Annotated in this window: 20 protein-coding genes and 1 pseudogene; 3 read left to right on the top strand and 18 right to left on the bottom strand. The window is 74.8% G+C overall.

Translation table 11 applies throughout. The annotated features are described in order from the left end of the window. Positions 1–130: 130 nt before the first annotated feature. Together ACGFNF_RS06335 and ACGFNF_RS06340 are read right to left on the bottom strand one after the other, a co-directional pair. Positions 131–874 (bottom strand): ABC transporter permease, encoded by a 744-nt coding sequence (locus tag ACGFNF_RS06335; protein WP_357576281.1) that lies wholly within the window; start codon positions 872–874, stop codon positions 131–133. Between the two features lie 26 nt (positions 875–900). After that, positions 901–1605, bottom strand: a pseudogene (locus ACGFNF_RS06340) (ABC transporter ATP-binding protein); the annotation flags it as partial. A 131-nt stretch (positions 1606–1736) separates the two neighbouring features. Here ACGFNF_RS06340 and ACGFNF_RS06345 point away from each other — a divergent pair. Together ACGFNF_RS06345 and ACGFNF_RS06350 are read left to right on the top strand one after the other, a co-directional pair. Continuing rightward, the gene (locus ACGFNF_RS06345) at positions 1737–3662 is read left to right on the top strand and encodes a sensor histidine kinase (RefSeq protein WP_393166181.1); all 1926 of its coding nucleotides are present in this window, start codon (positions 1737–1739) and stop codon (positions 3660–3662) included. Further along, a complete protein-coding gene (locus ACGFNF_RS06350; RefSeq protein ID WP_132234698.1) occupies positions 3626–4273 on the top strand; it encodes a response regulator transcription factor in 648 nt (215 codons plus the stop codon). The genes ACGFNF_RS06345 and ACGFNF_RS06350 overlap by 37 nt, the downstream gene beginning before the upstream one ends. Positions 4274–4340: 67 nt before the next feature. Here the strand turns inward: ACGFNF_RS06350 and ACGFNF_RS06355 are convergent, their stop codons facing one another. From ACGFNF_RS06355 to ACGFNF_RS06420, 14 genes are all read right to left on the bottom strand, one after another. Then, entirely contained in the window at positions 4341–5315 is a 975-nt protein-coding gene (locus ACGFNF_RS06355; protein WP_393166183.1) for a phosphotransferase family protein, read from the bottom strand. A gap of 37 nt (positions 5316–5352) precedes the next feature. Then, positions 5353–6597: a hypothetical protein gene (locus ACGFNF_RS06360; RefSeq protein ID WP_393166185.1), complete on the bottom strand. Its 1245-nt coding sequence runs from the start codon at positions 6595–6597 to the stop codon at positions 5353–5355. 151 nt (positions 6598–6748) lie between these two features. After that, complete coding sequence (locus ACGFNF_RS06365; RefSeq protein ID WP_393166187.1) at positions 6749–8107, bottom strand: hypothetical protein; 1359 nt, start codon at positions 8105–8107, stop codon at positions 6749–6751. Next, positions 8108–9079, bottom strand: coding sequence for a transketolase C-terminal domain-containing protein (locus ACGFNF_RS06370; RefSeq protein WP_357576287.1), 972 nt, complete (start codon positions 9077–9079; stop codon positions 8108–8110). After that, positions 9080–10051 (bottom strand): thiamine pyrophosphate-dependent dehydrogenase E1 component subunit alpha, encoded by a 972-nt coding sequence (locus ACGFNF_RS06375; RefSeq protein WP_393166189.1) that lies wholly within the window; start codon positions 10049–10051, stop codon positions 9080–9082. Continuing rightward, on the bottom strand, positions 10048–10845 hold the full coding sequence (locus tag ACGFNF_RS06380; RefSeq protein ID WP_357576289.1) for a DUF3050 domain-containing protein: 798 nt from the start codon (positions 10843–10845) through the stop codon (positions 10048–10050). The genes ACGFNF_RS06375 and ACGFNF_RS06380 overlap by 4 nt, the downstream gene beginning before the upstream one ends. A 1-nt stretch (position 10846) precedes the next feature. Beyond that, positions 10847–11776 (bottom strand): phytanoyl-CoA dioxygenase family protein, encoded by a 930-nt coding sequence (locus ACGFNF_RS06385; RefSeq protein ID WP_393166191.1) that lies wholly within the window; start codon positions 11774–11776, stop codon positions 10847–10849. Beyond that, a complete protein-coding gene (gene hppD / locus ACGFNF_RS06390; protein ID WP_393166193.1) occupies positions 11773–12873 on the bottom strand; it encodes a 4-hydroxyphenylpyruvate dioxygenase in 1101 nt (366 codons plus the stop codon). Before hppD ends, ACGFNF_RS06385 begins: the two co-directional genes overlap by 4 nt. A 71-nt stretch (positions 12874–12944) precedes the next feature. After that, complete coding sequence (locus ACGFNF_RS06395; protein ID WP_357576292.1) at positions 12945–14183, bottom strand: beta-ketoacyl-[acyl-carrier-protein] synthase family protein; 1239 nt, start codon at positions 14181–14183, stop codon at positions 12945–12947. After that, a complete protein-coding gene (locus ACGFNF_RS06400) occupies positions 14180–15796 on the bottom strand; it encodes a class I adenylate-forming enzyme family protein (protein WP_393166195.1) in 1617 nt (538 codons plus the stop codon). The genes ACGFNF_RS06395 and ACGFNF_RS06400 overlap by 4 nt, the downstream gene beginning before the upstream one ends. Continuing rightward, on the bottom strand, positions 15793–16350 hold the full coding sequence (locus ACGFNF_RS06405) for a beta-ketoacyl synthase chain length factor (protein ID WP_393166197.1): 558 nt from the start codon (positions 16348–16350) through the stop codon (positions 15793–15795). Before ACGFNF_RS06405 ends, ACGFNF_RS06400 begins: the two co-directional genes overlap by 4 nt. Continuing rightward, positions 16347–17429 (bottom strand): beta-ketoacyl-[acyl-carrier-protein] synthase family protein, encoded by a 1083-nt coding sequence (locus tag ACGFNF_RS06410; protein WP_393166199.1) that lies wholly within the window; start codon positions 17427–17429, stop codon positions 16347–16349. The genes ACGFNF_RS06405 and ACGFNF_RS06410 overlap by 4 nt, the downstream gene beginning before the upstream one ends. Further along, positions 17422–17706 (bottom strand): acyl carrier protein, encoded by a 285-nt coding sequence (locus tag ACGFNF_RS06415; protein ID WP_393166201.1) that lies wholly within the window; start codon positions 17704–17706, stop codon positions 17422–17424. The genes ACGFNF_RS06410 and ACGFNF_RS06415 overlap by 8 nt, the downstream gene beginning before the upstream one ends. Continuing rightward, entirely contained in the window at positions 17706–17972 is a 267-nt protein-coding gene (locus tag ACGFNF_RS06420; protein WP_311412663.1) for an acyl carrier protein, read from the bottom strand. Before ACGFNF_RS06420 ends, ACGFNF_RS06415 begins: the two co-directional genes overlap by 1 nt. Positions 17973–17987: 15 nt before the next feature. On the opposite strand from ACGFNF_RS06420, the gene ACGFNF_RS06425 reads away from it, so the two are divergent. After that, positions 17988–18842 carry a 4'-phosphopantetheinyl transferase superfamily protein gene (locus tag ACGFNF_RS06425; protein WP_357576297.1) on the top strand — a complete coding sequence of 285 codons (855 nt, stop codon included), beginning with the start codon at positions 17988–17990 and terminating at the stop codon, positions 18840–18842. Here the strand turns inward: ACGFNF_RS06425 and ACGFNF_RS06430 are convergent. Both ACGFNF_RS06430 and ACGFNF_RS06435 read right to left on the bottom strand, forming a co-directional pair. After that, on the bottom strand, positions 18773–20158 hold the full coding sequence (locus tag ACGFNF_RS06430) for a class I adenylate-forming enzyme family protein (protein WP_357576298.1): 1386 nt from the start codon (positions 20156–20158) through the stop codon (positions 18773–18775). The two genes, ACGFNF_RS06425 and ACGFNF_RS06430, sit on opposite strands and share 70 nt — an antisense overlap. A gap of 586 nt (positions 20159–20744) precedes the next feature. Continuing rightward, a complete protein-coding gene (locus ACGFNF_RS06435; RefSeq protein WP_357576401.1) occupies positions 20745–21047 on the bottom strand; it encodes an antibiotic biosynthesis monooxygenase family protein in 303 nt (100 codons plus the stop codon). Positions 21048–21095 lie beyond the last annotated feature (48 nt).

The raw sequence follows: 21095 nt of genomic DNA on the forward strand, positions 1-21095 counted from the left end.
GCAGGCGTACCGGATCACCGCGTCGGTGCTGGCGAGACGCGGCGCGGCTGGCCGCCGACCGGGACCGTCCGACGACGCCGGCCCCCGTTGCGTCGACGTCGTCGGCGGCCGTGCCGCTCGCGACGGCGGATCACTCCCAGCGGAAGTAGCGGGCCGCGAACCCGCCCAGCACCACGGTGAACGCCGCCATCACGGCCAGGTGCGACAGCATGGGCCAGGAACCCGCCCAGGCGTCCTGCAGGGCCTGGGACGCGGCGCCCAGCGGGGTGAAGTCGGCGATCTTCCGCACCAGGTCCGGCATCTGCGGCCCCGGCGTCCACACCCCCGCGAAGAACATCATCGGGAAGTAGATCAACTGGCCGACCCCCGACGAGGCCCGGGCGCTCGGCGTGACCGCCGCCACGAGCAGCGCGACGGCGCACATCGCGCTCGACCCGAGCGTGAACGCCAGCACGAAGCCGACCGCGTTGCCGGGCGGGGAGACGTCGAAGACGGTCGCCGCCACCAGCCAGGCCAGGCCGCAGGCGACGAGCAGTGCGGCGACGTTCACGGCCACCTGCGCGACGAGCAACGCCGCCGGCGAGACCGGGGTGGTCGACAACCGACGCAGGACGCCCCGCTCGCGGTAGCTGGCCACCACGGCCACCAGCGTCACCATCGTCACCGTCGCGATGGCCAGCGTCATGGTGATCGGCAGGTAGACCTCCACGGGACGCCGGCCGCCCATCTCCTCCGACGGGTCTCGGGTCCCCGGCAGGGCCAGGCCGAGCACCAGGATCAGCAGGGCCGGGAACGCGACGGCGAAGAACGTACCGACCGGATCCCGGAGGAACAGCTTCGCCTCGACGCGTGTGATCTTGGAAAGGGCGGTCATCGGTTGCTCCTGGCGGCGGTGAGGGAGAGGATCGCGTCCTCGAGGGTGGGCCGTTCGACGCCGGACACCTGGGCACCGGCGATCAGGTTGCGGGGAGTGTCGACGACGACGACCCGGCCGGCCACGACGACCGCCAACCGGTCACAGAGGCGCTCCGCCTCGTCCATGAAGTGGGTCACCAGCACGACCGTGACGCCACGGTCCCGGACCTGCCGGACCAGCTCCCACGTGTCCCGCCGCGCCTGGGGGTCCAGGCCGGTGGTCAGCTCGTCCAGGATCGCCACCGACGGGTTGCCGACCAGGGCGAGCGCGATCGACAGCCGCTGCTTCTGGCCGCCGGAGAGCTTCGCGAACACCGTGTTCCGTTTGGCGGCCAGGCCCAGCTCGTCCATCAGTTCCCGCCAGTCGGCCGGGTGCGGATAGAACGAGCTGTAGAGGTCGAGCGCCTCCCACACCTTGATCCGGTCCGGCAGTTGGCTCTCCTGGAGCTGGATGCCCAGCTTCCGCCGCACCGCCGCGCGGTCCCGGTACGGGTCCAGCCCCAGCACCCGTACCGTCCCCGAATCCGGGGTCCGGAGTCCCTCGACGCACTCCACGGTGGTGGTCTTGCCCGCGCCGTTCGGGCCGACGAGCCCGAAGATCTCACCCTCGTCCACGCTCAACGACACGTCGGCGACGGCCACCTGGTCGCCGTACTGCTTGCGGAGGTTGCGCACCTCGATGACTGACATGCCGGCAACGCTAGGAATCGTGGCGGGCGCGCAGAATGGGTCCAGCCGCCCGGTGGGGGTGTACCCAGCCCCACCCCTGGTCGGTAGCCTGCCCCGATGCGGTGGCGGTCGGTGCGGCGAAGACTCGACCCGTGACCCGCTTCGTGCTCGCCGTACCGCGCTGCGTCGCCCTGGTCGTCCTGGTCGCGGCCGGGTTCGCCTACGGGCACCTCCTCGTGGTCGCCGCCACCCTGGTGATCCCCTATCCGCTCGGCCTCTCCGGCCAGTTCCGGCTGACCGCGCTGGCCCGCCGGCTCGCCCGCGCCTGGGCCGGAGCGGACCTCCCCGAGCCCGTACGGTCGCCGCCACCCGCACCGCACCGGCGCGCGGACGGCTGGTACGTCCACGGGGACACGGTGTTCAGGTCGCCCCGGGTGCCGGCGTTCCTGCTCACGCTGGACCACCACGCGAAGGACCCGACGCTCGGCCGGGAATGGGCGTGGCTGATCCTCACCCCGGTCACCGGCGCGGTTCCGCTCCTGGTGCCGCCCGCGCTGATCGCGGCCGGCGGGTTCCTGCTCGCGTCGCCCCCCTGGCCGCTCGCGTGGTCGGTGCCGGTGGCCGTCGCGGCGATCGTGGCCGCGTTCCTGCTCGCGCCGGCTGCGCTGCGGGCGTTCGGGCGGTGGACCGGCGTGCTGCTGGGCAGCGGCGAGCCGCCGCGGACGGCGGTCGGACGTTGGGTCACCCGGGCGTCGGCCGCGACCTGGCGGACGGCCGGCCTGGCCGGGCTGTCCCTCCCCGCGTTCGGCGGCCTGCTGCTCAACCTGCTCACCGCCGTCGTGTCGTGGGGTGGGCTGCTGCCGTACACCCTGCCGGCCACGCGGTCGGTGGTGGAGCTCTACCGACGCCACGTCCGCCGGTGGACGGGCGCCGACCTGCCCGCGCCGTACCGGCCGTACCCGCCGCCGCCCAGCCCCGGCGAGGACGGCAACTACCGGGTCGGGCGGGTCCTCTACACCGATGTCGTGGCGGCCGTCCAGGGTCAGCGGCCGGGGTGGCTGCTCGGCGACCCGGCCACCTGGCGGGACCAGGTGTGGGCACTGGGCTCGCTCGTCCTGGCCCCGCTCTCGTTCGTCCCGGCGGTCCTGGTCGGCTTCGGGTTCTACGGCCTGTTCTGCCAGCCGCTGACCTGGGCGAGCTGGGCGGTGCCGATCGGCCTGTCCACCGGCTACTGGGTCACCCCGTTCTACCTGTGGTTCGGCTTCGAGCACGTCGGCCTCGTCGGGCCGTGGTTACCCGACTGGGCGAGCATGCCCCTCGGGCTGGCCATGGCGCTGCTCGGGCTCGGCCTGGCCGGCCCGCTGATGAGGCTGCGGCTGGCGTGGGACCGGCTCCTGCTCACCCCCACTGCGGCCGCCGTGCTCGCCTCGCGGGTCGCGCACCTCGCCACCACCCGGGCCGACGCCGTCGACGTGCAGGCGGCCGAGCTGCGCCGCATCGAACGCGACCTGCACGACGGCGCCCAGGCTCGGCTCATCGCCGTCGGGCTCGGCCTGGCCGCCGTCACGCGACTCATGGAGACCGACCCGGCGCGGGCGCGGCTGGTGCTGGCGCAGGCGCAGGAGACGTCCGCCGCCGCGCTGGCCGAGCTGCGCGACCTGGTACGCGGCATCCATCCGCCGGTGCTGGCCGAACGCGGACTCGGCGACGCGATCCGGGCGATCGCGCTCGACACCCCGCTGCCGGTGGACGTGGACGTCGACCTGCCCGGCCGGCTCGACGCGCCGGTCGAGTCGGCCGCCTACTTCGTCACCTGCGAGGCCCTCACCAACGCGGCCCGCTGCGCGGCCCACATCACCGTCTCGCTGTCGCACCGCGACGGGGTGCTCCGGATGGTGGTGGCTGACGACGGTCCCGGCGGGGCCGACCCGGCCGCAGGGACCGGGCTGCGCGGCGTCCAGCGGCGGCTCGCTACATTCGACGGAACCCTGACCCTGCACAGTCCGCCCGGCGGACCCACCGTCGTCACCATGGAGATCCCGTGCGCGTCGTCCTCGCCGAAGACCTCCACATCCTGAGGGACGGGCTGGTCCTGCTCCTCGAGAGCCACGGCTTCACCATCGCCGAGGCCGTCGGCGACGGGCCGTCCCTACGCACCGCCCTGGCCCGGCACCGGCCCGACGTGGCCATCGTCGACGTACGGCTGCCGCCGACCTTCACCGACGAGGGACTCCAGGCGGCGCTGGCCGCCCGGCGGGACGTCCCCGGCCTGCCGGTGCTGGTGCTGTCCCAGCACGTCGAGCAGCTCTACGCCCGGGAGCTGTTGGCCGACGGGGCCGGCGCGGTCGGCTACCTGCTCAAGGACCGCGTCCTGAACGCCGACCAGTTCATCGACGCCGTGCGCCGCGTCGCGGCGGGCGGCACCGCGATGGACCCCGAGGTGATCGCCAAGCTGCTGACGGCCGGCGGCACCGCCTCGCCCCTGGCCCGCCTCACGCCGCGCGAGCGGGACGTCCTCGAACTCATGGCCCAGGGGCGTTCCAACGCCGCCATCTCGCAACGGCTGTTTCTCAGCGAGAGCGCCGTGGGCAAGCACACCGCGAGCATCTTCGGCAAGCTGCGTCTCCCCCCGTCCTCCGACGACAACCGCCGGGTCCTCGCCGTCCTCGCCTACCTCAACGACGCCTGACAGAGCGCTCCCCCGGCCCGACGACGCCACCGCACGCCCCCGCCACCACCGGCGCCGGCGGCAGGGCTCAGGCGAGCTGGTCCAGTGCCCGGGTGGTGTTGTGCGCGACGATGTCGAGCATGCCGGCCCGGTCGGGGAAGTCGCCGTCGAGCAGGCGCAGCGGGCCCGCCACCAGCGACAGGTGCGTCGCGAGCCGGTAGAGGCGCAGCCGGTCCTCGTCGAGACCGGGCACGGCCAGCGCCGGATAGTCGTCGCCGAAGCGCAGCTCGAGGAAGGCGTGCTCCCACTCGACGTCGAGGAACATGGTGCCCTCGATGTCGACGAGCACCGGGCGGTCCCGGTCGTCGACCAGCACGTGGTCCGGGCCCAGTTCGCCGTGGATCAGTCCGTGGCGGGAGCGGGGGGCCACGGCGGCGTACCGCTCGGCCAGGGCGTCGGCGAGCCGGTCCCGCACGGCCGCGATCCGCTCGACCCGGGCGGCGGCCTCGGCCAGGTCGCGCAGCGCCCGGTCGAGGACGAGCCGCTCCACCGGCCGATCCGCCGTCGGGGTGTCGGCCCCCGGGCGGCCGTACCGGTCGCGGCGCCGGGCGTGCATGCTCCGGAGGGCGTCGCCCAGCCGGGCCGACACCGCCCCGGCGCGGCGCGGGTCGCGCTGGCGCAGGTCGTGCAGGGTGCCGCCCCGGACGTCCTCCACCACGGCCACCTCGCCGGGCAGCAGGGTCGCGGTGGGGTGCAGCAGCAGCCGCGGCACCCGCACCCCGGCGGCGGTGAGCTCCCGGTGCGCCGCGGCGAACAGGCCGGCCCCGGTGGCGTGCCCGAACGGGTCGTCGGGTGCCGGTGCCGCCGCCGACCAGTAGTCCTCCCCCGGGTGCCAGACGTAGGCGACGCCGGTGGAGCCGTCGTCGAGGGTCAGCCGGTAGACGCCCTTCTTCGTGCCGCCGGTCAGCCGCCGCACCGAGACCAGCGCCCGCCCCCGCCCGAACGCCGCCCGCGCCACCGGAAGCAGCTCGTCGACTGTCAGCCCCACCCGCGCGCCACCCACCCGGCCATCCTGCCCGGCGGGCTCCCGCGGTGAAAGATCAGGCGGCAGACGTGCCGCCGCCGCGCACCGCGACCACGCGGCGGCGCCGGACGAGGAGCAACAAGACTCCGCCGCCCGCCACCAGGGCGAGACCGGTTCCCGCGACCAGTCCGACCCGCGGCCCGGTGATCGGCAGGTCGCCCCCACCGCCGCCGTCGCCGCCACCACCGCCGTCGTCCCCGGCACCGTCCTTCGCCGCGACCAGGACCGCGAACCCGTCCCGGTTGTCGCTGTCGTCCACGTCGGCCGCCGGCACGGCGACGGCGTTCGCCGGCAGCCCGGTACGCGGCAGGCCGGAGCGACCGTCTGTCCGCGCGGCCAGGCCCTCGACCTGCACCGTCCCGCCCGCCAACGTGACGGGCGCCTTCATGGCGGCCGCCACCGTCACCAGATCGTGCAACTCGACGGCGGAGTGACTGCCGTCGGTCGGGTCGGTGTCCTGGCCGGCCGGAATCAGCGCGAGCGTGTCGTAGGTGCAGACGGCCGACCGCCGGTCGCGAGCGACGACGCACTCCTTCGGCGGTCGGGTGAACGTCACCGCCTCGGGCAGGCGCAGCGTGACCTTGATGCCACCGACCGCCTCGCGGCCCTGGTTGACGATCCGGTAGCGCACCGCGCCCGTCTCACCCGGCTGCAACGTCCCCGTGGGTTCGAGCCGGCCGCCCGCGCCGATCCGTACCGACTGCTTCACGTCCGGCGCCACCACCGACAGATCGGCCTCGGGTTCGTCGACCAACCTGAGCGTGAACCGCTTGGGGGCAGCGGTCTGCATCTGCTCGTCGCCCCAGGCCATGCCGGCCTCGACGGAGAAGGTGCCTTCGTAGGGCTGCTGGTTCTCCTGCACGTTGACGTCGAAGGGAAGATCCACCGTCTCGCCGGCTGCCGGCAGCAGCTCCGGAAGCGCGTGCGGACCGATCCGGCAGTACCAACCCGCGGCGTCGCCGTCGCACTCGCCGGAGCCGCCGCCCTCCGGCCACATCAGGGAGATCCCGTCCGGCCAGTCCTGCTCGCCAGGGCGGACGTAGAAGATCGCCTCTCGCGGCGTGCTGTCGGTCAGATTGGTGAGTCTGAGGTGGATCCGTTTCTTCCCGACCCCCAACGGGACCGTCGTACCGGGCACGTCGACCGTGAACTTCGGATCCGCGTTCGCCGCCGCAGCGGGACCGCCGGGGACGGCCAGCCCGGCGAGGACGAGCAGCGTCACCGCCGCCGTGCGCGACAGCCATCGATGACCAAGACCCATGGCGGGCTCCTTCAGGCAGGCGGCGATCGTCGTCGACGACCCCCAGTCAAACCGCTCACATCGACTCTTGCAAATGTCTGCGCGGCGCGGCGTGCGGGATCCGCCGCACCCGGTCACCGGGGGCGGGAGCGAGCCGCCGCGCCGCGCGGCGTCAGTCGACCACCAGCAGGCCGGAGAGGAGGACGCCTCGGGCCAGGTTGAGCACGCCGTCGCAGCCGGGGAAGCCGGTACGGATGCAGGCGCCGGCGGCCCGGCGGCCGAACAGGTACGGGGCGATGCTGTACGGCACCTCGGCGGCGACCGTCTCGCCGGTCCCGATGTGCACGAAGTCCAGCGGAACGTCGTCGGCCTTCACGTACTCCTGGAGGATGAAGCCGCCCCGGTCGACGGCGCGGGTCAGCCCGTCGCGCCACGCGCCGGCGTCGGTCTCCCGGCCGATCAGCACGTCCACCCCGGCGGAGCCGTCGGCCGGCTTCGCCACCAGGCCGGCCCGGTCGGCGACCGCCCGGTCGAGCAGGTCCGCCGTCAGCGACCAGGTACGCGGCACGTACCGGTACACCAGGTCCCGGTCGGCGGCCGGCAGCGTGTCGGCGTCCTCCCACAGCCACGCGAAGGCCCGCTTGTTGGCGACCAGCCACGCCGCCGTCGACACCCACATCGGCACCGTGCCCGCCGCCAGCGCCGCGGACAGGGCGTCGACCCCGGCGCTCGGGGTGACCCGGTTGGGCACGAAGAGCCGGAACACCCCGTCGACCGGGGCGCCGCCGGCGACGAGCCGTTTCCGGTCGTCCAGCGTGACCTGGGAGACCGGCGCGACGACCAGGTCCATGCCGCACGCGGCGGCCCGCTCGACGACCGGCGACAGCAGCCGGATGAACCGCTGCGGGTCGTCGAGTCCCGGGTACTCGGCGTCGAAGTCGATAAGCATGGCGACGCGGGCCCCCTCGGGCAGGCCGAGGCCGGCGCGGATCGCGGCGAACCGCCGGTCGACGGCCGAGGGGGCCGCCGCGACGCGGACCCGGTCGGTGAGGCCGCGCCGCCGGTAGACCTCGACGAAGCGGCGCACGGTGGTGTCCGCGTCGAACGCCCCGCCGAGGCTGCTGTCGATGTTGTACTCGACGAACCTGGGCACCCCGTCGCTGAGCAGCACGTCCGGCCGGAACGCGTCGAGCAGCGCCTCGGTCAGCGGCTCGTCGTCGTCGAGCAGCCGGGTCTCGCCGTCGGGCACGTTCAGCAGCCGGCGCAGCTCCCCCGCCGTGCCGGCACGCCGCCGGCACGCCTCGAAGATGAGCTGGGCGATCCGGTCGGCGACGGCGTTGAGCACGCCGAGCGAAGTCTCGTCCATCACCGGCGGCCGGGCCAGCCGCCACTGCTCGTTGTACGTGGCCCGCCCGTCGAAGACCTCCCGCCAGGACTCCGCCCCGGCGGCCACCATCTCGGCGCGCACCGGCGCGGGCAGGTCGAGCCACGCCCGCGCGGCGGAGGGCCAGCGGTAGTCGACGTCGTCCATTCATCCCTCCTTCATGACGTGTCCGATGGCGGCCCGGAGCTGCTCGCGGCTGGGCTGCACGGCCCGGTCCAGCGCCGGGGCGAACGGCAGCACCGCGCCGTCGGGGCGGGTGACGCGGCGCGGCGGCGCCACCAGGCGCACCCGCTCGACCATCGTCGCGATGATCTCCCCGGCGATGCCGCAGGAGCGGTTTGCGTCGTCCACCACCACCAGCCGCCCGGTGCGCCGCAGCGACTCGGCGAGGGCGTCCCAGTCGAACGGGTACAGCGTGCGTGGGTCGAACACCTCCACCGACACCTGGTCGGTGAGTTCCTCGGCGACCGCGAGGGCGTCGTGCACCAGGTGTCCGACCGCGACCACGGTCACGTCGTCGCCGGGCCGGTGCACCCGGGCGCGCCCCAGCGGCACCGGGGCGAGCGCGGCGAGGTCCACGTCGGCGCGGACGTCCAGCGCGCCGGCGGGGGCGAAGACCACCACCGGGTCGTCGCACCGCACCGCCGACACCAGCAGCCCGTACGCGTCGGCCGGGGTGGCCGGCACGACAGTGGTCACCCCGACGTGGGCGAAGAGGCTGTACGGGTGGTCGGAGTGCTGACCCGCCCAGCCCGTCCGGGAGCCGGAGCCCGGCACCAGGTAGGTGACCGGCACCGCGCACTGCCCGCCGGTCATCAGCGGGAACTTGTGCGCGTGGTTGACGATCTGCTCGAAGACCAGGAACAGCAGCGACGGGATCTGGAACTCCACCACCGGTCGCATCCCGGCCAGGGCCGCCCCGGTGGCGAAGCTGGTGAACGCCTGCTCCGACAGCGGCGTGTCCCGCACCCGGTCCGGGCCGAACCGCTTGAGCAGCCCGGCGGTGACGTTCGAGGCGGCCACCCGGATGTCCTCGCCGAGCAGGAACACCGACTCGTCGCGGGCCAGCTCGTCGGCGAGCGCCCGGGTGAGCGCCCTGCGGTAGGAGAGCCTGGGCATCTAGCCACCTCCGGTGCGCGCGGTCAGGCCGCTGGCGTACAGGTGCGCGAGGGCGTCGGCCGGGTCCGGGTCCGCGCTGGCGAGCGCGAACTCGACGGCCCACGCCAACACCGCCTCCACCTCGGCGTCCACGTCGGCCCGTACGGCGGCGGGCAGCCGGGCGCCCTGGATGTCCACCGGGTCGCGGGAGCGGCCCCGGGCCACCTCCTCGGGCGGGCGGTAGTCGAGGCGTACCGCGTGTTCGAAGGTGTGGTGGGCGTCGAAGCGGTAGGTGCGGGCCTCGATCAGCTCGGGGCCGCCGCCGGCGCGCATCCGGTCGACGGCGGCGCTCGCGGTGTCGCGTACCGCCTCGGGGTCCTGGCCGTCGATGACGGCGGCCGGGATGCCGAACGCGGCGGCGCGGCCGGGGATGCTGCCCGCGACCGCGCCCGCGACGGGCATCGTGGTGGCGTAGCCGTTGTTCTCGCAGACGAACAGCACCGGCACCCGCCACAGCGCGGCCAGGTTGAACGCCTCCAGCAGCATCCCCTCGTTGACCGCGCCGTCGCCGAAGAAGCTCACCCCGACGATGTCGTCGCCCCGGCGGCGGCGCGCCCACACCGCCCCGGTGACGATCGCCCCGGACGCGCCGACGATGGCGTTGGCGCCGAGCACGCCGACCGCGAAGTCGGCGGCGTGCATCGAGCCGCCCCGGCCGGCGTTGAGGCCGGTGACCCGGCCGCACAGTTCGGCCATCATCCGGGCCGGGTCGGCGCCTTTGGCGAGCACGTGCCCGTGCCCCCGGTGGGTGCCGGCGACCACGTCGTCGGCCCGCAGCGCCGCGCAGACCCCGGCGGCGATCCCCTCCTGCCCGAGGTACGGGTGGATGCCGCCGACGACGTGTCCGGACCGGACCAGCTCGATCGCCCGCTCCTCGAAGCGGCGGATCAGCCGGACGGTCCGGTAGAGCCGGACCGGGTCGGCGTCGGTCACCGCTCGCGCCCCTGCTTGACGGCGGCGAGGATGTCGTCCCAGAGCCGGGCGCGGGCGGCGAGCGCGGTGTTGACGGTGTCCGCGCACTCCTGCCACCTGGCGTCGTCGTCGCCGCACAGGTCGGCGAGCATCTGCATGGCCATCGGGGTGTGCTGCTCGCCGTCGACCTCGATGTGCCGCTCCAGGTAGTCGACGAACGTGTGCAGCCGCCGGCTGCGCTCGTTGACCGCCACGACCTGGGTGAACATGTCGGGGATCAGGTCCTCCCGGCCGAAGGCGAAGGCGGCGGCCTGGCAGTGCACCGGGGTGCTCTCGATGATCCGCCAGGTGGTCGCGGCGAACGCCGCCGACGGCGCGGGCACCCGGGCCGCCACCAGCGCCTCGGCCACCGGGCGGCCGGCCCGCAGCAGGTCGATCAGCGCGTCCACGGCCGTGGTGTCGGCGCCGGCCTCGCGCATGCCCCGCACGTACAGCTCGAAGTGGCTGATGTAGCCGTCGCCCAGCTCGTCGCTCTCCTCCACCATGACGATGTCGTTGATGAGGCGGCGGCTGCCGGTCGGCCCGGTGGGGATCCACGGCACGGTGACGCAGGTGAGCTGCCGCTGCAACGACGTCAGCAGGGACATGAAGTCCCAGACGGCGAAGACGTGGTGCTCCATGAAGGTCACCAGCGCCTCGTGGGTGTCGAGAGCGGCGTAGAGCGGGTGCCGCACGACCGCCTCGCGGCGCTCGCCCACCGCCTTCTCCAGCCGTTCGATCCCCGGGTGCGTCCTACCCCAGTCGTACCGTGACATGTCAGCCTCCCTGCGGGGCGCGGTCGCGCCAGATGACCGGGCAGTACTCGGGGTCCGCGTAGTCCGGCCGCCCGTCGTCGGTGCGGCGGACCAGCACGTCGTGGTTGTACGCGGCGAGGGTGCCGTCGGAGAGCCGATACTCCCGCCAGGCGTTGTCGCCGTCCTGCAGGTGCAGCGAGATCGCCCGGCGCGGGCGGCCGCTGACGTTGGCGCCGCTGCCGTGGTAGGTGCGGCAGTGGTGGAAGCTCATGTGTCCCCTGGGGATCACCATCGGCACCTTGCGGATCTCCACGCCGTTGTGGGCCGCGTTCTCAGCGAGCATCTCCTCCAGCTGGCCGCGGTCGCGGTCGGCGAAGTGGCGCACCACCGTGTCGTCGGCGCCGATCTCCGCCCAGCGGTGCGAGCCGTCGACCATCGTGATGGTGCCCATCTCCTCGCCGCAGTCGTGGAACGGGATGAACGCGGTGAGCATGTTCTCCGACGACGAGGACGCCCAGTAGTGCTTGTCGAAGTGCCAGGGCACGATGTTCGACGGCTCGCCCGAGACCGGCGGCTTCTGGATCAGCGTGGACTGGAAGATCCGGATCTCGGTGGCCCGCGCGAGGCGGGCGGCGACCGCGCCGATCAGCGGCTTGCGCAGGATCGCCCCAAGCACGTCGTGCTCGTGGTGGACGTAGTCGTTGTGCCGCTGCACCGGACCCTTCGACGGCTCCCAGTAGGCGAGCCGCGCCGGGCGCACCGGCAGGCGGCGGTCCCGCTCGCCGGCGTAGTAGCGGCCGGCGGCGGCCGTGAGGGCGTCCACCTCGTCGTCGGTGAGCAGCTTCTTCGACAGGTACCAGCCGTGCGCGGCGTAGAACGCCACGTCGTCGTCGGAGGGCAGCAGCGCCTCCTCCTCGGCGGTCAGTGCCGGCTCGAACTCGGTCGCGGTCACGTCCGCACCTCCTGCGGTGTCGGGGCCGCGACGGCGGTGCCCGCCGCGGCCAGTTCCCGTTCCTTGGCCTCGTAGAGCGCCTTGATGTTGCCGCTGCCGAAGGTCCGCGCCCCGCGCCGCTCGATCAGCTCCAGGAAGAGCGTGCGGCGCACGTGCATGGACTCGGTGAAGATCTGCAGCAGCTGACCGCCGTGGTCGCGGTCGACGAGCACGCCGAGGTCGCGCAGCCGGTCCAGCGGCGCGTCCACCGGGCCGACCCGTGCCTCCAGCGCGTCGTAGTAGCTGGCCGGGGTGCCGGCGAAGCGCACGCCCCGCTCGGCGAGGGTGGCGACCGCGGTGACGATGTCGTCGGTGCGCAGCCCCAGGTGCTGCACCCCGGCGCCGGCGTGCTGGTCGAGGAAGGCGTCGAGCTGCCCGGGCCGGCGCGAACGGTCGGGTTCCAGCAGCACCAGGGTCACCCGGCCCGACGGGCTCTGCACCACCGTGGAGTTCATCGCCTGCCCGGCGACCTCCACGTGCTCGGCGAAGACCTCCGCGAACCCGAACACGTCCCGGTAGTGCCGGACGGTCTCGTCGAGCTGCCCGGGCGGCACGCAGACCGCCAGGTGGTCGATCTCGACGAGCAGCTTGCCGCCGTCGTCGGGGGGCGTCATCTCGACCGCCCCGGGCAGGAACTCGCCCCGGTCGCCGTGGCGGGACACGAGGCGGTGCAGCACGTCGCCGAAGCCGCTCACCTCGGCGGTCACCACCTCGGCGTCCGCGCCGGTGAAGGTGGTCGGCGGCGTCACCCCCACCGCTCCCCGGCGCACCAGTTCGGCGTACGCGCCCGCGGCGTCGTCGACCTCCAACGCGACCACGGCCACGCCGTCGCCGTGGCGCTGCACGTACCGCGACGCCGGGTGTTCGGCGGTGAGCCCGGTGGTGAGCACCATCCGGACGTCGCCCTGGCTCAGCAGCAGCGACCGCTGGTCGGCCAGCCCGGTCTCGGGACCGCTCTGGCCGCGCAGCTGGAAGCCGACCGCCCGGTCGAAGTAGAAGGCCGCCTGCCGGGCGTCCCCCACGAAGAGTTCGATGTGGTCGATTGCTCGGATGTCCAATGTCCTCAGCCCTTTCCACGGTCTCCGCCGTGGTTGCCGTCCGGGCGCGGTCCGCCCGGGGTGGTGCGGGGTCAGTCCCTCGGCCGGGCGGCCCGCGCGAGCAGCAGACTCACGTTCTGCCCGCCGAAGCCGAAGGAGTTGGTCAGCGCGTATCCGGTGTCCGTCCTGCGCGGCTCGGCGCGGATGTGGTCCGCCGGGCAGGCCGGGTCCGGGTCGTCGAGGTTGTGCGTGGGCGGCAGCAGGCCCCGGCCGAGCGCCAGCGCGGTGGCCGCCGCCTCCAGCACCCCGGAGGTGCCGAGCAGGTGGCCGGTGAGCGCCTTGGTGGAGCTGACCGGCACCCCGCCGGCACCGAACACGTCGGCCAGCGCGGTGGTCTCGGCGATGTCGCCGAGCTTCGTGCCGGTGCCGTGCGCGTTGACGTAGCCGACCCGCGCGGCGGGCACGCCGCCGCTGGCCAGCGCGCGCCGCATGCACTCCGCCGCCCCCGCGCCGTCGGGCCGCGGGGCGGTCGGGTGGTATGCGTCGGTGGTGGCTCCGTACCCGGCGACCTCGGCGTAGCCGGTGACGCCCCGGGCGGCGGCGTGCTCGGCGCGTTCCAGCACCAGCAGGGCCGCGCCCTCGGCGAGGACGAAACCGTTGCGGCGGGCGTCGAACGGCCGGCTCGCCGCGGTCGGGTCGGCCCAGCCCCGGGCGAGCGCCCGGGCGTTGCCGAAGGTGTCGGCGAAGGTCGGGAAGAGGGGCGCCTCGCTGGCGCCGCAGAGCACCACGTCGGCCTCCCCGGCGCGGATCAGCCGCAGCGCGTCGGCGATCGACTGGGCGCCCGAGGCGCAGGCGGTGCCGACCGACGAGGTGTAGCCGCGGATGCCGTGGCGGATGGCGATGCGGGCCGACGGCATGTTCGGCAGGATCCCGGTCAGCAGGTACGGGCTGACCGCCGACCGGCCGCGCGCGGCGCGGGTGAGCACCTGCGCCTCCAGGGTGGCCATTCCGCCGACGCCGCCGACGATCACCCCGATCCGGCCCGGGTCCACGTCCCGGCCCACCTCGATGCCGGCGTCGGCGAGCGCGTCGGCGGCGGCGAGCAGGGCGAGCACCACGACCCGGTCCAGGACCCTGGTCTCCGGCCCGGTGGCGACCGTACGCGGGTCGACGTCCGGCAGCAGTCCGGCGACCTCCAGCGACCCGGCGGCGGGGTGCCCGGCCGGCGGCCGGGTCAGCCCGGAGCGGCCGGCGCAGAGCGCGTCGAAGGTGGCGTCGACGCCCCGCCCGGCGGGGGTGAACAGCCCCATCCCGGTGATGACGGCCGTCATGACGGCGCCTCGGTGAGGTAGCGCTCCCGCAGGACCACCTTGCGCACCTTGCCGGTGACGGTGACCGGGATGTCGGCGGAGCGGACCGGCACCACCCGGCGCAGGGTCGCGCCGACGTCCGGGCCGAGCGCGGCCCGGACCCGCCCGGTGCGGTCCTCGGCGGGGTCGGCGCCGGCGGCGAGTTCCAGCAGCACGTCGGTGACCACCCCGTCGACCCCCGAGGTGATCACCACCGTGCAGTCGGTGACGTCCGGGCAGGCGGCGAGGACGCGCTCCTCGGACAGCGCGGTGTAGAACCACCGCCCGTCCCCCGCGTCGACCGCGTCGACGGCCCGGTCCAGGTGGTGGTAGCGACCCTCGTCGTCGGCGTACACCAGGTCGCCGGTGAGATACCAGCCGCGTTGCCGGGACCGGTACGTGGTGGTCGAGTCGTTCCAGTAGCCCCGGAACAGCGACGGCGAGTCGACGCCGAGCCAGCCCACCTCGCCGGCCGGCACCGGGTCCCCGTCAGCGGTGAGCACGGCGACCTTCGCGAACCGGTAGGGCCGGCCGACGCAGCGGCCGTAGCGGTCGGTGTCGACGCGGTGGGTGATGTGGAACATCGAGTGCCCCATCTCGCTGGAGCCGAGCCCGTCGATGAAGACCGAGCCGGGCACCCGGGTGACCCCCTCGCGGGTCAGCACGTCGCGGGAGCCGACCGCGACGAGCCGGCGCACGTGCGGCTCGTGCGAGCAGTCGCCGGTGTTGAACCACAGCGACACCGAGTCCAGGTCGTACGCGGACAGGTCGAAGCGGGCCAGCTCCGCCCACGTCACGGAGAAGCCGAACACCCCGTCGGGCCGCCAGCGCTGGATCGCCTCCAGCACCCGCTCCCCGCCCTGGTCGGAGAGCAGGAGCATCTCGGCGCGGTTGCCGAGGGCCTGGTTGACCATGAGCACGGTGGCGGTGTGCGGTGCGGGCAGCGCGTTGAGGATGCGGCCGGTGCCCTGCGCCTGCGGCATGGCGAGCAGGTGCCGGGTGGCGGCGAAGAGGCTGGCGTGCGAGTGCAGCACCGCCTTGGGCACCCCGGTGGTGCCCGAGGTGTGGGTGATGACGACCGGGTCGTCGCCGTGGTGCCGGTAGTGCTCCGGCGCGGCGGCCGGATCGCCGGTGCCCGCCTCGGCCGGGGTGCCGAGCACCGGCACGCCGAGGTCGTGGTCGGCCAGCAGGGCGCGGTGCGCGTCGTCGGCGAGGACCCCGACGCCGCGCAGCCGGCGGATGTACTCGGCGGCGATCTCGGGGCGCAGCCCGCCGTTCATCAGCGCCGGGATCGCGCCGAGCCGGGTCAGCGCGAGGTAGCTGAGCACCATGTCGGCGGCGGCGGTGGCCCACACGGCGACCGGGTCGCGGGGCTTGATCCCCCGCTCGTGCAGCCAGGCGGCGCGGGCGGCGACCCGCTCGTCGAGCCGGCCCAGCGTGAACGCCCGCCCGGCCGGGTGGCCGTCCACGGCGGTGTCGAAGGTGAGGCCCGGCCCGTCCGGGTCGGCGCCGTGCGCCAGCACCCGGGCCAGCACGTTGCCGGCGCCGATCCGCTCGTCGGCGGCCAGCGCCCCGCGCAGTCCCCTCTTCCTCATGGTGCGTCTCCTCCCCCCAGCAGCACCGCGACGGCTCGGGCTCCGGGCGGTCCGCCCGCGTCCCGCGCACCGCCGTCGACGGATGCCTGTTCGATCAGGACCAGCAACGCCCGGTCGGCGTCGCCGTCGTGCAGCAGCAGTTCGGCCTCGGCGGTGCCCTCGGCGCGCGGGTCGCCGGTCGGCGCGAGGCAGAGCACCGGCCCGCCGAGGCCCCACCGGGCGGCCACGTGCCCGGCCACGCTGTTGGGCACCGACTGGAAGAAGAACAGCGGCCCGGGCCGGCCGCCGGCGGCGACCGTGGCGCGCACGTGCGCCGCGCTGGCCCGGTCCCCGGCCGCGCTGACCAGCACGACCGCGGTCCGTTCGCCGTCGGGTGCCAGCCGCCGGCCGTACGCCCGGGTCAGGCAGCGCTCGGCCACGGCCGCGACGAGGGGCGGGAAACTGGAGTGCACGTACCCGGGCACCGGCGGCGGTGCCCCGTCGCCCGGCTCGGGCCAGGCCGCCTCGGCCAGCACGGTCAGTCGGCCGGCGGGGTGCTGCGCGGTGCCGCTCATGCCGCACCCACAAGCAGCGCCGTGTTGGCGCCACCGAAGGCGGCGTTGAGGCTCAGCGCGTACCCGGTGGCGGCGGGTCGGGGCGCGTCGCGGACGACGTCCAGCGGGCAGGCCGGGTCGGGGCCGAGCCAGCCGGCGTTGACGGGCAGCTTCCCGTGCCGCAGGGCGAGCACCGTCACCACCAGTTCCAGCAGGCCGGAGGCCTCCAGGGCGTGCCCGTGCAGCGCCTTGGTGGAGCTGACCGGGACGCGTGCCGCCGCCGCGCCGAGCGCGGTGCGCAGGGCCGCCGCCTCGGCGGCGTCGCTGTGGCCGGTGCCGGTGGCGTTGGCGTTGACGTACCCGATCGCCTCCGCCGGGAGTCCGGCCCGGCGCAGCGCCGCGGTGACCGCCCGGGCCAGGCCCCGCCCGCCCGGCTCCGGCTGGCACGGGTGGAACGCGTCCCCGGCCCGGCCCCAGCCGAGCAGGTCGGCGACCGCGCCCCGGGCGGCGGCCCGCGACTCCAGCACCACCGCGGCGATGCCGTCGCCGAGCAGCAGCCCGGTGCGGCCGGCGCTGAACGGGCGCACCGCGCCGTCGGTGGCGAGGGCGCGACCGGCGTCGAAGAGCGCGTACTGGTCCGGCTCGACCAGGTAGCCGGCGGCCACCACCGCCCGGGTGACGTCGCCCCGACGGATCAGGGCGGCGGCGTCGGCGACCGCGCTGCTGGCCGAGACACAGGCGGTGGTGTACGCCCGGGCCGGGCCGGTGAGTCCCGTCCGGGCGGCCAGCGCGGTGGTGAGCGCCGGCACGTGCGCGCCGCCGTGCACGGCCAGCAGCAGGGCCGTGCCGGCCCGGCGACCGGCGTCGAGCCCGGAGTCCCGGCAGGCCGCGTCGACCGCCTCGGCGAGCTCGGCGGCCAGGTCACCGGCGTCGGACAGGACGGCGGCGGCGTCCACCCGGCGGGGTGCGGTGTCGAAGCGGTCCACCGGCCGGAACGTCGGTACGCCTGCCAGCACGCCGGCGAGCTGCGCGTCCGCTCCCCTGCCGAGCGCGCTGGTCGCGTGGACGCCGGTGAGCTGGACGGTCGCCGGTTCAGCCATCGGCGGCGGCGGTCATCGGATCGGGCGAGGTGTGCGGCGGGGTCGCAGCCGCCAGGCACGCCCGGAAGACCGACAGGGCGTCGTCGACGGTACGGATCCCGGCGAGCTGGTCGTCGGTGAGGTCGAGGCGCCGGTCGAGGCGCTGCTCGACGAGGTGCACCAGCCAGGCCAGCTCCATGGAGCCGATCCGGTCGCCGACCTCGGCGGCCGGCTTACCGGCCAGGTCGGCGAGCATGGTCACCAGGTCGGCCCGTTCCAGGTCGGGCTGACCGGCCATCAGGAGTCGTCGCTCGTCGCCCCGGCGACCCGGTCGGCGACCATCGTGGTGAACTCGCCGACCGTCATCAGGGCCAGCTTCTCGGACTCGTCGTCGGCGAACTTCAGGCCGTAGCGGTCCTCGACGCGTACGGCGAGGTCGGCGAGGGCCAACGACTCCAGGTCCACCCCGGACGGGCCGAGGGTCGTCTCGTCGTCGAGGCCCTCGACGTCGTAGTTCATGTCCTCGAGCTGCTCGACGACGAAGGCGCGGATCTCGGGTCGCATGGTTAACCTCTTTCCGTGAGCCAGTTACCGGTGCCCGGTCGGGACACCGCGTACGTGTGGATCGGTCGGGGCGTCGGCGGTCGGCCGGTCCCGGCCGGGCGGTTGTTGCGGCGCGCGGGTGCCGCGCTGCTCGGCCGCGCGGAGGCGGAGATCGTGGTGGAGCACGGCCGCGACGGACGTCCGCTGGTCACGGTGCCCGGCGCGGGGGCCCGGGTGGAGCTTCCGGTCAGCGTCAGCCGGGCCGACGGGGTGGTCGCGGTCGCCGCCCGGGCGGCCGGCCCGGTGGGGATCGACGTGGAGTGGTGCCGTCCGCTGCCCGCGCTGGCGCTGGCCGGGCGGTGGTTCGCCCCGGCCGAGGCGGCGTGGCTGGCGGGGCGCGACGCCGGCGGGCGGTCCCGCGACTTCCTGCGGCTGTGGACGGCGAAGGAGGCCGTGGGCAAGGCGCTCGGGACGGGGCTGCGCGGCGGCGGTCTGCGTCGGCTCATGCCGGTGCCGGACGACCCCGACGGCGCGCTGCGACCGGGGACCGCTGCCCCCGACGGGGCGCTGCGGCCGGAGACCGGCACCTTCGAAGGCGCGTGGCGGCCGGTGCCCGAGGCCCTCGACGGGGCGCTGCGATCGGCGCTCGGCGGCAGGCGCCTGCGCGTCGGGCATCCCCGCGTGGGCGGGGGCCTGGTCCTGGCGGTCGCGGTGGTCGCCGACGAGGCGGTGCCGCTCCATGTGGTGTCGGTCGGGGCGCTGCTGGTCCAGGCGGTGCCGGTCGGATCGGACGGGGCCGTCGGGGCCGCGCGGTGCCGCGCTCACGTGGCGGCCGCCCGCAGCGCGTCGGTCGAACGGACCAGCTTGCCGGTGGTGGTACGCGGCAGCTGATCCACCAGGCGCAGGGTGCGGGGGCGCTTGTAGCCGGCCAGCCGCTCGGCGATCAGCTTGTCGAGCACCTCCTCCGACAGCGGCCCGTCCGGCTGCACGTAGGCGGTGATGCCGCCGTCGAAGACGACCACGGCGGCGGCGACGCCGGCCAACCCGGCGACGGTCGCCTCCACCTCCGTCAGGTCGACCTTCAGACCGCCGACGGAGACCTGCGAGTCGAGCCGCCCGCGAACGGTGACCAGGCCGGTGTCCGGGTGCACGACGCCGGCGTCGCGGGTGCGCAGCCAGCCGTCGGCCCAGCGGGTGGGGTCGCTCGGCCCGACGTACGGCGACGCGGGGCAGCTCACCCACAGCTCGCCGTCGACCTCGCGGACCTCGACGCCGGGCGCCGGGGCGATGGAGGGGCGGTGCCGGCCGTGCAGGTCGGTGCCGATGACGCCGACCTCGGTCATCCCGTACATGTTGCCCAGCGGCACGCCGTACCGGTCGGTGAAGGCGCGGACCACGGCGGCCGGCACCAGCTCGCCGCCGGTGGTCATCCGCTTGAACTGCGGCAGCGGCCCGGTGGCGCGGGTGGAGGCGAGCAGTCCGATGTGGAACGGCACGCCGAGCACCGTGGCCGGCGAGCCGTCGGCCGCGATCGCGGCCAGCACCGCGTCGCCGGCGAGCCGCTCCGGCGGCACCAGCTCGACGCCGGCGTGCAGGCCGTAGAGCAGGCCACCGACCAGGCCGAGCACGTGCACCATCGAGGGCAGCAGGACGATCCGCTCGCCGGGCAGCGCCACCCCGTCGATGCGGGTGTAGCGGCGCACCTCGGCGACCAGGTCGTCGGCGGTACGACCAATCACTTTGGACGGTCCGGTGGAGCCGGAGCTGAGCTGGATCACCGCGTGCCCGCTGACCGCCGGGCGGTCGGCGTACGCGGTGACGCCCTCCGTGACGTCGACGAAGATCCGCAGTCCGCCGCCGCCGGTGCGGACCGGGGCCACGACCACCTGCGGGGTGAGCCGCGCGAGTGCCCGGTCGACCTCGTGGTCGGTGAGCCGGTGGTCGAGCAGGATCGCCTGCGCCCCGCTGCGCCAGGTGGCCAGCAGGTTCACCACGTACGCCAGCGAGGGCGGCAGCCGCAGCGCGACGGCGCCCCCGGGGCGCAGTCCGGCGGCGCCGAGGCGGGCCTGCGCGTCGGCCACCAGCCGCCGCAGGGTGCCCCGGTCGACCGGTTCGGGAAGTCGGAGACAAATGTCGGTCGAACGGCCTTCGAGCAGAATTTCGTCAACCCAGAGCGGGTCTGTCGCCGCAGGATTTCCCGTCGCCACTACCGTTCACCGCCCAGCCTCAATTAGGGCGGAACCGCCCATAAGGTGTGCCTGTCGGGGTGCTGCGGGGAACTTTACGACGCCGTCCGGATGCATAGCTAGATGCAAATGGCTAGATCAGAAAGGGCGGCCGGCCGGATTGCCCACGACCGGTTCGGCGGGCAGTATCGGGCGTGTACGTCGACTGAGGGTATCCGCCGGATGACCCGTCGTGCGTACGGCGCGGCACGCCCACCGGACGGCCGATGGTGCTCTTCGAACGCGTCGGTACGGCCGCGCGGAGCGAGTCGGAGCGGGGACGGCCACACGGGCCGGACGGGCCTGCCTGCCGTCAGGCCTGGAGCGCATCGCGGGCGGCGTCGGTGACGGCAGACACGCGCGTGCTGCGCCATGGACAGCGCCAGGAGCGACGTGTGCCGGGCGACGCACCGCGGGCCACCGCACGAGTGGAACACCATGGGTGTCAACGACGGCCGGTGACACCCATGGTGTTCCACTCGTGCCCTGCGGTCAGCGGATGAACAGCCCACCGTGTCGCTGGCGGGCGAGGGCAGCCGGCGAGGGGGCGGAACAGCCGAGGCGGGGCTCAGGTCCGGGACGTGGCGGGGGTCTGGGCGTGGATGAGGAAGCGCAGCGACCGGGCGTCGGTGAAGCACTCCCGCATCGGCCGGACCAGGTCCCGGTGCTCCGGGCTGCGTTCCCACGCCTCGAAGTCGGCCAGGCTCACCCACTCGCTGGTGATCAGCCACTGCTCCGGGTCGGCCGACGACCGGCAGACCTGGTCGACGAGGTGCCCCGCGACGCCCCCGGCCACCAGGTGCCGGACCGCCTCGTACGCGGCCAGGAACGCCTCCGTACGCTCCTGTGGTACCCGTACCAGGAACACCACCCGAGCCCGTTGCCCGCTCGCGTCGGCTGTCCGCTGCGCCCCGACCCG

It is taken from the genome of Micromonospora sp. NPDC048868 (assembly GCF_043198195.1).
Taxonomy (GTDB): domain Bacteria; phylum Actinomycetota; class Actinomycetes; order Mycobacteriales; family Micromonosporaceae; genus Micromonospora; species Micromonospora reichwaldensis.